This window comes from Micromonospora yasonensis (assembly GCF_026013475.1).
GTDB lineage: Bacteria > Actinomycetota > Actinomycetes > Mycobacteriales > Micromonosporaceae > Micromonospora > Micromonospora yasonensis.
Map to the genome: position 1 here is coordinate 1 of NZ_JAPDPH010000198.1, position 12,888 is coordinate 12,888.

A 12,888-nucleotide genomic window follows, 5' to 3' on the forward strand; every position below is an offset into this window, starting at 1 on the left:
TCCTCCTCGGGCAGGTCCACCAGCTCGGACTCGATCTTGGCGTCCATGAAGACCGCCTCGGCCGGCGCCACCAGGCCGCGCAGCTCGTCGAGGAACTCGGCGTTGCCCAGCTCGGCCTCGTCGACGTTGAAGACGTAGAGGAACGGCTTGGTGGTGAGCAGGTGCAGCTCGCGCAGGTGCTCCAGCTCGATCTTGGCGGCCGCGGCGCCCGCGTACAGGGTGGTGCCGCTGTCCAGGACATCAACGGCCTTCTTGGCGGCCTCGACCGCGGCGGCCCGGTCCTTGCGGAGCTTGGCCTCCTTCTCCAGCCGGGGCAGCGCCTTCTCCAGGGTCTGGAGGTCGGCCAGGATCAGCTCGGTGTTGATCGTCTCGATGTCGTCGGCCGGGGAGACCTTGCCGTCGACGTGCACCACGTTCGGGTCGGAGAAGGCGCGCACCACCTGGCAGATCGCCGAGGCGTCGCGGATGTTCGCCAGGAACGCGTTGCCCCGGCCCTGCCCCTTGGAGGCGCCCCGGACCAGGCCGGCGATGTCGACGAACGAGACCGGCGCCGGCAGCACCTTCTGCGAGCTGAAGATCTCGGCGAGCTTGGTCAGCCGCTCGTCGGGGAGCCCGACCACGCCGACGTTCGGCTCGATGGTGGCGAACGGGTAGTTCGCGGCGAGCACGTCGTTCTTGGTCAGCGCGTTGAACAGGGTGCTCTTGCCCACGTTGGGCAGGCCGACGATGCCGATGGTGAGACTCACGACGAGCCAGCTTACGCGGTTCGCCGCCGGCCGCGGGCAGGCAGGTCCGCCCGGGCCGGAAAGGGACGACGGTCACCGGGTACGCGCGTCGCGGGCTCAGCCGGACTGGGCGGTCAGCAGCCGGGGCTCGATCCGGGTCTCCCGCGCGGTGCCGTCGCCGACCCGGGTCACCTCGTACGCGGCCACGCCCGCCCGGTCGGCCACCGCCTCGACCAGCTCGGTGCCCCGGTAGACCAGGCCGACCCCGTCGTCGGTGCAGTGGCTGGTCGGCAGGGCGCCCTCGGCGACCAGCCGGTGCATCAGCGGCCGGCGCTGCTCCTCGCTGTCGTAGTGCACGCCGTTGCCGTACGGGAGCCAGCCGAGCCCGTCGGTGAACGGGCGCAGGTCCGGCCCGTAGCTGTCGGTTGCGCCGCCGAGGTGCCAGCAGATCGATCCGGCGGAGACGCCGCCCAGCACCACGCCGGCCTGCCAGCACTCGTGCAGGATGTCCGGCAGCCCGTGCACCCGCCAGACCGCGCAGAGGTTGGCGACGCTGCCGCCGCCGACCCAGATGACGTCCTGGGCGAGCAGGTGTGCCCGGATGTCGTCGACGTTGGGCATCGGGAACAGGGCCAGGTGGGACGCGCGGAACCGGGTGCCGGCGAAGGCGCCGTGGAAGAGCGTCAACGAGGTGGGCTGGTCACCGACCGCCTGGTTCAGGTAGCAGATCCGCGGTGTGTCGCCGGCCTGGGCCAGCTCGGCCATCAGGTCGAAGACGGGCCCGGGCTTGACGTCCCACGGGCCGCGGCGACGGCTGCTGAAGCCCATGCTGGTGGCGACGATGGTCGGTGCGCTGGCGGGCACGGTCTCCTCCTCCGGTCGGCGACGGTCACGATCATCATGCCCCTCGGGCTCGTCCGCCTCCGGCCGGGTCAGCCGGCGAGCAGGCGGGGCAACCCGGCCGGTCCGTCGCCCCACCCGGGCAGGGCGCCGGGCGGCAGATCGGCCGCGGCGGCCCGGGGGAGGACGAACCGGTGCGCCGCCGCGGGGCCGGCCGCGTACGACTGGTCGAGCAGCCAGCGGACCTCGTCGACGGTCCAGCCCAGCCCGGCCCGGCCGGCGATCTCTCGCACCAGGCGCACCCCGACCCAGGTGTCGTCGTCGTAGAAGCGCATGCACCAGTGATGTGCCCACATGCCGAGCGCGCGGAGCCCGGCCGCGTCGAGCGAGCCGGCGAGCCGGCCGCAGGCGGTCTCGCCGAAGGCGCGCCCCGGGTCATCGGCCCGGTCCCGTTCGATCGCGCCGTACGCGGCCGGCGCCACCACCCGCATCCGGTCGTAGAAGCCCTGCACCACCGCGCGGTCCAGCCCTGTCCGCCCCGACCGCATCAGCGGGCACCTCGCCCGGCCACGCTCGCCATTCCCCGCACCTTTTCTTGAGTTGGTGGCGGGACCGTACCGGCCACTACCGACACTTTGCGCGCCGGAATCCGTTGCCACGCCAGGGATAGCCGCCCTGAGCTGGAGCATCCTCGTCGCGGCAGGCCCGCTTTCCGCCGTCCCGCATCCCGCGTCCCCGCGAGGCCGAGATGGCTCGCGGCAGCCTTTCGAGCTGATGTCGCAGACGACTCACCGGGGACGAGTCCGGCGGGCGACCCCGGCGGGCGCATCGTTGGCGGGCGAGTCGTTGGTGATGTCAGCTCGAAAGGAAGCCAGAAGTGGTAACCGGGCCCGACCGCCCGGTCGGCGGGGTGAAGCTCGGGTCGGCGCCGGGGAGGCCGGGAGCGGCGCGCCACGGCCAGGTCCGAATCCCGCCAGCCGATGGCTGGACCTGCGAGGCAGGATCGATGGCGTGGAGTTGGACTTCGAACGGTGCTACCGAGCGGTCGACAGCCGCGACCAGCGGTTCGACGGCTGGTTCTACACCGGCGTGACCTCGACCGGAATCTACTGCCGGCCGTCCTGTCCGGCGGTGACGCCAAAACGACAGAATGTCCGGTTCTTCCCGTCCGCCGCCGCCGCGCAGGGCGCGGGCCTGCGGGCCTGCCGCCGCTGCCGGCCCGACGCCGCCCCCGGCTCGCCGCAGTGGGACGTCCGGGCGGACGTGGTGGGGCGGGCGATGCGGCTGATCGCGGACGGGGTGGTCGACCGGGACGGGGTGCCGGGGCTGGCGGCCCGGCTCGGCTACACCGAGCGGCACCTGCACCGGATGCTGCACGCCGAACTGGGCGCCGGGCCGCTCGCGCTGGCCCGGGCGCAACGCGCGCAGACCGCCCGGATCCTGATCGAGACCACCGGCCTGGGGATGGCCGAGATCGCGTTCGCCGCCGGCTTCGGCAGCGTCCGGCAGTTCAACGACACGGTCCGCGAGGTGTACGGGGCCACCCCGTCGGAGCTGCGGGTCACCCGGGCCGGGCGACCGGTGGCGAGCGGGGCGGGCACGATCTCGCTGCGGCTGGCGTACCGGCCGCCGTTGCCCGCGGCGGCGCTGCTGGACTTCCTCGCCCTGCGGGCGCTGCCCGGTGTGGAGGAGGTGCGCGACGGGACGTACCGGCGTGGGGTGCGGCTGCCGCACGGCGCCGGCACGGTCGCGCTGACCCCGACCGACGGACACGTGGCCGCCACGCTGCGCCTGACCGACCTGCGCGACCTGGCGCCCGCGGTGGCCCGCTGCCGCCGCCTGCTCGACCTGGACGCCGACCCGGTGGCGATCGACGCCACCCTGGCCGGCGACCCCGCCCTGGCGGCGGCGGTCCGGGCGGAGCCCGGCGTCCGCCTGCCGCACGCGGTGGACGGCTTCGAGATGGCCGTCCGCGCGATCACCACCCAGCAGATCTCCCTGGCCTCCGCCCGCACCACCCTCACCCACCTCCTCGCCACCGCCACCCCCGCCCCGCCGGACGAGGACGGCGGTGACACGCCCGGGCTGCGGGCGTTCCCCACCGCCGAGGAGGTCCTGGGGGCGCCGGACAGCGCGTTCCGGATGCCGGCCGCGCGGCGGCAGACGCTGCGGACCGTGGCGCGGGCGGTGGCCGAGGGGGACCTCGACCTGGAGCCGGGTGGGGACCGCGAGGAGGCGGTCCGGCGGCTCGTCGCGCTGCCCGGGATCGGGCCGTGGACCGCCGGCTACGTGGCGATGCGGGCCCTCGGCGACCCCGACGTCCTCCTCCCCACCGACCTGGGCGTGCGCCGGGGCGCCGGCGCGCTCGGCCTGCCCGACGACCCGAAGACCCTGAACGCGTACGCGGACCGCTGGCGTCCCTGGCGGTCGTACGCGGTGATCCGACTCTGGAGAGCGGCATGACCACACTGGACAGCACCGTCATCGACACCCCCGCCGGGCCGCTGAGCGTCCTCGCCGGGCCCACCGGGGCGGTACGCGCCGCCGGGTTCACCGCCGAACCGGCGGCCCTGGTGCCGCTGCTGCACCCCAGCCTGCGCGGCGACCTGCGGGACCGGGCCGACCTCGGGCCGGTGACCGCCGCGGTGCGGGCGTACCTGGCCGGTGACCTGGGCGCGATCGACGCGGTCGAGGTGGAACAGCACACCGACGGCGTCTTCCTGGCGCACGCCTGGCAGGTGCTGCGCGATGTCAAGCCCGGCGAGCCCGTGACGTACACCGCGTTCGCCGGCCTGGCCGGGCGGCCCGCGGCGGTCCGGGCCGCCGCGGCCGCCTGCGCCCGCAACGCCGCCGCCCTCTTCGTCCCTTGCCACCGGGTGCTGCGCACTGACGGCACGCTCGGGGGCTACCGGTGGGGGCTGGACGTGAAGAAATGGCTTCTCGGGCATGAGGGACGCCTGACGGCAAGCTGACAGCGGTACCGTCGCCCCCTGCCGCTACCGTCGGGTAGTGCCTGCCCAGAGCGACGGCAGCCAGACGGCACCGAGTTCGCCTGGCTGCTGCTCGCCGCCCTGGCCGCCACGGCGGCGAGCCTGGCCGTGTCGCCGACGTCTACGCCCACCTGCAACGCCTCCCGGCCGGCTGCCACAACCGCTGGCAGTCTGGCCAGCTCCTCTCCCGGATCACCAGCGACCTGTCGGTGATCCGCCGGTTCCTCTCCTTCGGCCTGCTCTTCCTGGTGCTCAACCTGGTCACCTACGCCGCCGTGGTGGTGCTGCTGATCCGGCTGCACCCGTGGCTGGGCCTGCTGGTGGCGGCCAGCGCGGCACCGCTGTTCGTGATCAGCCGGCGGTTCGCCCGGCACTACCACGCGACCTCCCGCCAGATGCAGGAACAGCAGGGCGACGTCGCCACCCTGGTCGAGGAGACCGCGCAGGGGCTACGCACCAGGCCGGGGTGCTCGACGAGCGGCCCATGGTGGCCGAACCGGAGCGGCCGGTACGGTTGCCCGCCGGCCCCTGCCGGGGCACGGTGCTGTTCCGGTCGGTCACCTTCGGCTACCGGCCGGACGCGCCGATCCTGGCCGGGCTGGAGCTGACCGTGCCGGCCGGGCAGACCGTCGCGCTGATCGGGTCGACCGGCGCCGGTAAGTCCACCGTCGCCAAGCTGCTCGCCCGGTTCCACGACCCGGCCTCCGGCACGGTCAGCCTCGACGGGGTGGACCTGCGGGACCTGGCCGACGCCGAGCTGCGCCGGGCGATCGTCCTGGTGACCCAGGAGAACCACCTGTTCCGCGGCTCGGTGGCGGAGAACATCCGGTTCCGCCGGCCGGACGCCGACGACGCGGCGGTGGAGGCCGCCGCCCGGGCCATCGGCGCGCACGACTTCATCGCCGCGCTCCCCGACGGGTACGCCACCGACGTGCACCGCCGGGGCGGCCGGCTCTCGGCCGGGCAGCGCCAGCTCGTCGCGTTCGCCCGGGCGTTCCTGGCCGACCCGCGCGTGCTGATCCTGGACGAGGCGACCTCGTCGCTGGACGTACCCACCGAGCGCCTGGTGCAGCGGGCGCTGCGCAGCGTGCTGCGGGACCGTACCGCCCTGGTCATCGCGCACCGGCTCTCCACCGTGGAGACCGCTGACCGGGTGCTGGTGCTGGACGGCGGCCGGATCGTCGAGGACGGGTCACCGGCCGAGCTGGCCGCCAGCGGTGGCCGGTACGCCGCCCTGCACCGCCGGTGGCGGGACTCGCTGATCTGACTTCGCGGGGCCGCGCGGCGGCCGGTGCTGCGGCTACACTTCTCGATCATCGATCGGCCCCGTCCCCGGGCCCGCCCCGGATGACCCGACCCCAGACGTCGACCGGGCCGATCGGCATCGCCGACACGGGGAGGTTCGCGGCGTGCGTATCCGCCGACGCGTGGTTGTTGCCGGAGTGGCCGTCGCCTGCACGATCGGGGCGACCGCAGTGGGGTTGAGCCGGGGTGGTGACGTCGACCGGTCGCCGGTCGCCGCGACGGCCGTCGAGCAGCCGGGAGGCGCCGCCGCGACGGACGGCCCGGCGGCCGCCGCGCAGGCAGACCCAGGCGGCCGGGCCGGCCGTACCGCCACCGGTGGCCGGCCCGCGTCCACCGGCGCCGCCCCGGCGATCGCCGCCCGGCCGGCCGCCCAGGTGGCCGCAGCCGCCCCCGCCTCGGTCGCCTACCTGCGCGAGCGTTACGGCGTCTCGGCCACCGAGGCGGCCCGGCGGCTCGCCCTGCAGGAGTTCTCCGGTCCGCTCGCCGACCGGCTGGCCGCCGACCAGCCCGACGTGTACGGCGGCATGTGGCTGGACCAGACGGCCGGCGGGGTGCTCGTCGTCGCGGCCACCGACCCCGCCGCCGTGCGCCCGGCCGTGGCCGGCGCGCCGGACGCCGCGCACGTCCGGGTGGTGGCGGTACGTCACTCGCTGCGCCAGCTCACCGACGCCGCGGCCCGGCTGGCCGCCGCGCTGGACGGGACGGCCGGCGAGGACGTCCTGGTGGACCCGCAGCGCAACGCGCTGTCGGTGGTCACCGGGGGGCGGATCGCGGCCGACGACGGCCGGCTGACCGAGGCGCTCGCCGCCGCCGGCGTGCCCGCGACGGCCCGGCCCCGGGCGGCGGGCGCCGTGCCGAAGGCGTGCGACCCGCGCTACTGCGCGCAGGCACCGATGCGCGGCGGGATCCGGCTGGACGTGCCGCGCGACGACGGCACGGTCGGCGGCTGCACGGTCGGCTTCAACATCCGCTCCCGGACCGGGAAGTGGTACATCCTGACCGCCGGGCACTGCGTGGTCGGCGGGCGGCACCAGCAGGTCGACAAGACGTGGCACCAGTTCCTCGGGCCGAAGGTGCCGGTCTCGGTCGAGTCCACCGCCCCGGTGCTGGCCGAGAACGCCTTCCCCAACGACTACGCGATCATGCCGTACCAGCCGGGGGCGCTGGAGCGCTGGAAGTACCCCGGTGCCGCCGGGCCGAGCCTGGTCAACTACTGGTGCGTGGCCGACAACCCGGGCTGCACGACCAGCCGGGACGTGTCGATCACCGGGTACGTGCCGTACGCCGCGATCCAGATCGGCTGGGTGGTCTGCGCGACCGGGTCCGCGTACACGCCGAAGTCCGGCGAGGTCTACGTCGACTCCGGCGCCGGCGCCGGCTACCTGCCGGGCACCCGGTGCGGTGAGATCTACAGCAAGACCGACAGCAGCAAGGGCGGCGGCATCGACGTACACATCTGCGCCCGGCCGGGCGACAGCGGCGGCCCGCTCTTCACCGAGTCCGACGGCAAGGCGTTGGGCATCCTCTCCGACGGCGACCCCAATTCGGGCCCGTGCGCCGACCCGAACGAGCGCAACCACTACGCCCCGGTCTCCACGATCCTGGCCCGGGTCAACGCGTTGCAGGGCGGTCCGGGCGCCTTCCAGATCGCCACCCGGGGTCCGGGGACCGGCCTGATCGCCCGCTGACCGCCCGCCATCGGCTGTCCGGCGGCGCGGCGCCCGACGCGCCGTGCCCGGACAGCCTTGGCGCCGACACCCGGCAAAGCTGTGGAGCCTCGCGTCACCGGGTGCCTACGATCGGGCGATGACCGATACGGCGAGGACGGCCCGCGCCGGGGTCCCCGAGCGTCCCACCCTGGACGGCATCGAGGAGACCTGGGCGCGCCGCTGGCAGGAGGACGGCACCTACGCGTTCGACCGCTCGAAGGAGCGGGCGGACGTGTACGCGATCGACACCCCGCCGCCGACCGTATCCGGCGAGCTGCACATGGGGCATGTCTTCTCGTACACGCACACCGACACGGTGGCCCGGTTCCAGCGGATGCGCGGCCGGACGGTCTTCTACCCGATGGGCTGGGACGACAACGGCCTGCCCACCGAGCGACGGGTGCAGAACGTGTACGGGGTGCGCCCCGACCCGGCGCTGCCGTTCGACCCGGACTGGCGTCCGCCGGCCACCCCGGTGACCGACGACGCCCGGAAGAACCCGACGGCCATCTCCCGGCGCAACTTCATCGAGCTGTGCGAGCTGCTCACCGTGCAGGACGAGAAGGTCTTCGAGGCGCTGTGGCGGCGGCTCGGGCTGTCCGTGGACTGGTCGCTGACGTACACCACGATCGGGCGGGTGGCCCGGGCGACCAGCCAGCGGGCGTTCCTGCGCAACCTGGCCCGGGGCGAGGCGTACCAGGCCGAGGCGCCGACGCTCTGGGACGTCGGGTTCGCCACCGCGGTCGCCCAGGCGGAGCTGGAGGACCGGGAGCGGCCCGGCGCGTACCACCGGCTGCGGTTCCACGCGCCAGACGGCCGGGAGGTGCTGATCGACACCACCCGCCCGGAGCTGCTGCCGGCCTGCGTGGCGCTGGTCTGTCAGCCCGGCGACGAGCGGTACGCGGACCTGGTCGGCAGGTCTGTGCGTACCCCGCTATTCGGGGTCGAGGTGCCGGTGCGCGCGCACCCGCTGGCGGACCCGGCCAAGGGCACCGGCATCGCGATGGTCTGCACCTTCGGCGACCTGGCCGACGTGACCTGGTGGCGGGACCTGGAGCTGGACACCCGGGTGGTGATCGGCCGGGACGGCCGGCTGCTCCCCGAGCCGCCCCCAGGCGTGCCCGCCGAGCCGTACGCGGCGCTGGCCGGGCAGACCACAACGGCTGCCCGGCGGACGGTCGTGGCACTGCTGGCCGACGCCGGCGATCTGGTCGGCGAGCCGCGCCCGATCACCCACCCGGTCAAGTTCTACGAGCGCGGTGACCGGCCACTGGAGATCGTCTCCACCCGGCAGTGGTACCTGCGCAACGGTGGGCGGGACGCCGCCCTGCGCGAGGAACTGCTGGCCCGGGGCCGGGAGCTGCACTGGGTGCCGGAGCACATGCGGCACCGCTACGAGCACTGGGTGGGCGGGCTGACCGGCGACTGGCTGGTCAGCCGGCAGCGGTTCTTCGGCGTGCCGGTGCCGGTGTGGTACCGGCTCGACGACGCTGGCGAGCCGGACTGGTCCCACCCTCTCATACCGGACGAGTCGATGCTGCCGGTCGATCCGTCCAGCGAGCCGCCGCCGGGCTACGAGGAGGCACGGCGCGGGGTGCCGGGCGGCTTCGTCGGCGACCCGGACGTGCTGGACACCTGGGCCACCTCGTCGCTGACCCCGCAGATCGTCGGCGGCTGGGAGACCGACCCGGACCTGTTCCGCCGGGTCTTCCCGATGGACCTGCGGCCGCAGGGGCACGACATCATCCGGACCTGGCTCTTCGCCACCCTGCTCCGGGCCCACCTGGAGTTCGGTGTGCTGCCGTGGCGGGACGTGGAGCTGTCCGGCTGGATCCTGGACCCGGACCGGAAGAAGATGTCCAAGTCGAAGGGGAACGTGGTCACCCCGATGGGGCTGCTGGAGCAGCACGGCTCGGACGCGGTCCGCTACTGGGCGGCCAACGGCAAGCCCGGCATGGATCTCTCCTTCGACCCGGCGCAGATCAGGGTGGGCCGCCGGCTCGCCACCAAGCTGCTCAACGCGTCGAAGTTCGCGCTCGGGCTGGGCGCCGCCGACGCGTTGCGTGCCCCGTACGACAACTCCAGCTCGGCGCGTCTGACGCCGCGCCACGACCTGGAGCTGTCGGCCACGGAGCCGCTGGACACCGCCATGCTCACCGAACTCTCCGGCGTGGTCGCCGCCGCGACCACGGCCTTCGACGGGTACGACCACACGGCCGCGCTGATGGCCACGGAGGCGTTCTTCTGGCGGTTCTGCGACGACTACATCGAGCTGGTGAAGGAACGCGCCTACGGCACCGGGCCGGGAGCGGACTCGGCCCGGGCGGCGCTGGCGACCGCGCTCTCGGTGCAGTTGCGGCTCTTCGCGCCGGTGCTGCCCTTCGTCACCGAGGAGGTCTGGTCCTGGTGGCGGTACGGCTCGGTGCACCGCGCGACCTGGCCCACCACGTACGAGGTGGGTCGGGCCACCCAGGGGCCGGGTGACCCGGAGCTGCTCCGGCTGGCGGCGGACGCGTTGGGCCAGGTGCGCCGGGCCAAGTCGGAGCGGAAGCTGTCGATGAAGGCGGACGTCCCGCTGGCCGAGGCGCTCGGTCCGGCCGCCCTGCTCGACCAGCTCACCCTGGTCGCCGACGACCTCCGCGCGGCCGGCCGGATCGGCAAGCTAGACCTCCTCCCGGACCGCACCCCGGAACTGGTCATCGCCTGCGCCTTCTGAGGTGCAAGGAGGGGCCCCCTGTTAACGCCTGGCGTATAGCAGGGGGCCCCTTTTAACACCCGTGCCGTGCCGCCCCGCGCGGCGCTGCTTCCGGTTGTTGCCGCGCGGGCGGCCGGGCGGTGTTAACAGGGGGCCCCTCCTCTACCGGAGGCGTTAAAAAGGGGCCCCTCCTTTCACTTCAGCTGGTCTCGCCGGCCACGCTGAAGGAGCGGAGGCGGTCGATGGCGAGGACCGTGGCGCCGACCGCGACCAGGGCGGTGAGGACGGCGGCGACCGGCACCGAGACAGTGGTGCCGAGCAGGTCGGTCGGGGCCATCCGGTCGGTCAGCGCGATCACCCACTGCTGGATGGAGAGCACCTTGGTGCCGTCCACGAACCGGCCGAGCAGCCCCTCCCAGATCAGCACGTAGACCAGGCCGAGCAGGACCGGCCGGCGGGTCAGCAGGCTGAGCGCCAGGAACAGCGCCGAGTACGCCAGCGCGCCCAGCGCCGACCCGGCGGCGAGCGCCAGTCCGAGGCGTACCGAATGGGCGAGCACGCCCGCGACGTAGAGCGGGATCGCGACGGTGACCGCGGTGACCCCGGCCGCCACCGCCAGCTTGGGCAGCACGATCTGCCAGCGCGGCAGCGGCTTGGTGAGGATGTGCACCACCGTGCCGTCGTCGATCTCGGCGCCGAGCACGCCGGTGCCGACGATCAGCGCCACCACCGGCAGCACCACGGCGAGCCCGAGGCCGACCAGCACCGGCGGCCCCCACTGGCCCGGGTCGACGCCGAGCGAACGGGAGACGATCGCGAGCACCAGCAGCAGCACGGGCAGCGGGAGCAGCAGCAGGAACCGGCGCCGGCCGAAGAGTCCGCGCGCGGTGATCCAGGTAACCGTCGACATGTCAGGCCCCCACCAGGTAGGAGAAGACGCTCTCCAGGGATTCGTCCTCGGGCGTCAGCGACCGGACCCGGACGCCCCGGGCCAGCGCGATCTTCGGCAGCGCCCGGGTGAAGGCGCCGTAGTCCCCGGCCCGTACGGTCAGCCCGTCCCGGCCCAGCTCCACCCCGGTCACCGACGCCTCGGCGATCAGCGCGACCGCGAGGGCACGGTCGTCGGTGGAGCGGACCCGGAAGACGTGCGGCCGGTTGGTCATCAGCCGGCGGATGGTCCGGTAGTCGCCGGAGGCGGCCAGCCGCCCGGCGACCATCACCTGCACGGTGCCGGAGACCTGCTCGACCTCCTCCAGGATGTGCGAGCTGAACAGGATGGTCCGGCCGGCGTCGCCGAGCCGGTGCAGCAGGGCCATCATGTGCAACCGTTGCCGCGGGTCCATCCCGTTGAACGGTTCGTCGAGCAGCAGCACGTCCGGGTCGTGCACCAGCGCGGCGGCCACCCGGGTGCGCTGCCGCATGCCCTTGGAGTACGTGCCGATCCGCCGGTCCTGCGCGTCGGCCATCTCGACCAGGTCGATGGCCCGGCGGGCCGCCGCCTCCGGGTCGGGCAGCCGGTGCAGCTTCGCGCTGGCCAGCACGAATTCGTACGCCGTGAGGAAGGTGTGCACCGCCTCCCGCTCGCTGACCAGGCCCAGCCGCCGGTAGACCGCCGGGTTGCGCCAGGTCGGCTCGCCGTCGAGGGTGACCGCACCCCGGGACGGGGCGAGGAAGCCGGCCATCATGTGCAGCAGGGTGGTCTTCCCGGCACCGTTCGGCCCGAGCAGGCCGGTCACCCCCGGCCCGAGCCGCATGGTGACGTCGTTGACCGCCACCACGTTGCCGTACCAGCGGGAGACGCCGGCGAGGTCGAGGGTGGCGGCGGGGGTGGCCGGGGCCGTCACCTCCGCGCTGATCGTGGTCATCGGGCGGCCACCTTCCGGTATCGCAGCAGCAGCAGGGCGACGCAGCCGGCCACCAGCAGCACGGCGGCGGCCACGTAGACCGGCCCGAAGTCGCCGATCTGATCTTCGGTCTGCCCACCGGGTACGAGCAGGTCGCCGAGGGTGTACTGGCCGACAGCATGGATCAGGGCGGTGGGCGAGCCGAGCATCGCCAGCTCGTTGACCGTACGGGACGGCATGATCGACAGGATGCCGACGATCGGGGCGGTCATCAGGAACACGGCCACGATGCCACCGGCGGCGAACGCCCGCTTGCCGGTGAACGAGGCGATGAGCAGCCCGACCGAGGCGAAGACCACCGCCCACAGGGCCGCGTAGAGCAGGCCGGGGAGCAGGTCGCCCAGCTCCGTCCAGACCCCGTGCAGCCCGTCCTTGGTGGTGAACGCCGCGCCGAGGAACATCACCAGCTGCGGCGCGCCGAGCAGCAGCCAGAGCGCGCTGACCAGCGCGCCGAGCTTGGCCAGGGCGTAGTCGCCGCGCGGCAGCGGGCGGGAGAAGTAGAGCGGCAGCACGCCGCTGAGCAGGTCGCGGGAGACCAGCTCCGGCCCGACCACCGCGACGAAGAAGATCACCAGCCAGCTCATCGCGTCCGCGAACTGGGCGTACGTCATGACCACCTGGCCGGTCTGGGTCCGGACCGCGGTCAGCCCGGCGGCCACCACCAGCACGATGCCCATGACCAACCAGGGGAAGATCTTCGCCTTGGCGGAGCGGCCCAGC

10 protein-coding genes and 2 pseudogenes are annotated in these 12,888 nt (G+C 74.0%); 6 read left to right on the plus strand and 6 right to left on the minus strand.

Features of this window, described 5'->3' with window-relative positions; translation table 11 throughout:
• The 3 genes from ONA70_RS28520 to ONA70_RS28530 form a co-directional block, all read right to left on the minus strand.
• A partial coding sequence (locus ONA70_RS28520) for a YchF family ATPase (protein ID WP_265009577.1) occupies positions 1–746 on the minus strand: 746 nt, incomplete at its 3' end.
• A 96-nt stretch (positions 747–842) separates the two neighbouring features.
• Positions 843–1,589, minus strand: a complete 747-nt coding sequence (locus ONA70_RS28525) for a Type 1 glutamine amidotransferase-like domain-containing protein (protein WP_265009578.1) — start codon at positions 1,587–1,589, stop codon at positions 843–845.
• Between the two features lie 68 nt (positions 1,590–1,657).
• Positions 1,658–2,113 carry a hypothetical protein gene (locus tag ONA70_RS28530; RefSeq protein WP_265009579.1) on the minus strand — a complete coding sequence of 152 codons (456 nt, stop codon included), beginning with the start codon at positions 2,111–2,113 and terminating at the stop codon, positions 1,658–1,660.
• 463 nt (positions 2,114–2,576) lie between these two features.
• Between ONA70_RS28530 and ONA70_RS28535 the strand changes: the two genes are divergently transcribed.
• The 6 genes and pseudogenes from ONA70_RS28535 to valS all read left to right on the plus strand — a co-directional run bounded on the left by ONA70_RS28535 (position 2,577) and on the right by valS (position 10,285).
• Entirely contained in the window at positions 2,577–4,028 is a 1,452-nt protein-coding gene (locus ONA70_RS28535; RefSeq protein ID WP_265009580.1) for an AlkA N-terminal domain-containing protein, read from the plus strand.
• Positions 4,025–4,537, plus strand: a complete 513-nt coding sequence (locus ONA70_RS28540) for a methylated-DNA--[protein]-cysteine S-methyltransferase (RefSeq protein WP_265009581.1) — start codon at positions 4,025–4,027, stop codon at positions 4,535–4,537. The genes ONA70_RS28535 and ONA70_RS28540 overlap by 4 nt, the downstream gene beginning before the upstream one ends.
• A 149-nt stretch (positions 4,538–4,686) precedes the next feature.
• Positions 4,687–4,953 (plus strand): annotated as a pseudogene (locus ONA70_RS37035) (ABC transporter transmembrane domain-containing protein); the annotation flags it as partial.
• A gap of 62 nt (positions 4,954–5,015) precedes the next feature.
• Positions 5,016–5,822: pseudogene (locus tag ONA70_RS28545) on the plus strand (ABC transporter ATP-binding protein); the annotation flags it as partial.
• Between the two features lie 160 nt (positions 5,823–5,982).
• A complete protein-coding gene (locus ONA70_RS28550) occupies positions 5,983–7,548 on the plus strand; it encodes a S1 family peptidase (protein WP_265009582.1) in 1,566 nt (521 codons plus the stop codon).
• A 118-nt stretch (positions 7,549–7,666) separates the two neighbouring features.
• Positions 7,667–10,285, plus strand: coding sequence for a valine--tRNA ligase (valS, locus tag ONA70_RS28555; protein WP_265009583.1), 2,619 nt, complete (start codon positions 7,667–7,669; stop codon positions 10,283–10,285).
• A 178-nt stretch (positions 10,286–10,463) separates the two neighbouring features.
• Here valS and ONA70_RS28560 read toward each other — a convergent pair whose 3' ends face one another.
• The 3 genes from ONA70_RS28560 to ONA70_RS28570 all read right to left on the minus strand — a co-directional run.
• Complete coding sequence (locus tag ONA70_RS28560) at positions 10,464–11,174, minus strand: ABC transporter permease (RefSeq protein WP_265009584.1); 711 nt, start codon at positions 11,172–11,174, stop codon at positions 10,464–10,466.
• Position 11,175: 1 nt separating this feature from the next.
• Positions 11,176–12,129 carry an ABC transporter ATP-binding protein gene (locus ONA70_RS28565; RefSeq protein WP_265009585.1) on the minus strand — a complete coding sequence of 318 codons (954 nt, stop codon included), beginning with the start codon at positions 12,127–12,129 and terminating at the stop codon, positions 11,176–11,178.
• The coding region (locus ONA70_RS28570) for an ABC transporter permease (protein ID WP_265009586.1) at positions 12,126–12,888 on the minus strand (763 nt) is incomplete at its 5' end. The genes ONA70_RS28565 and ONA70_RS28570, both read right to left, overlap by 4 nt.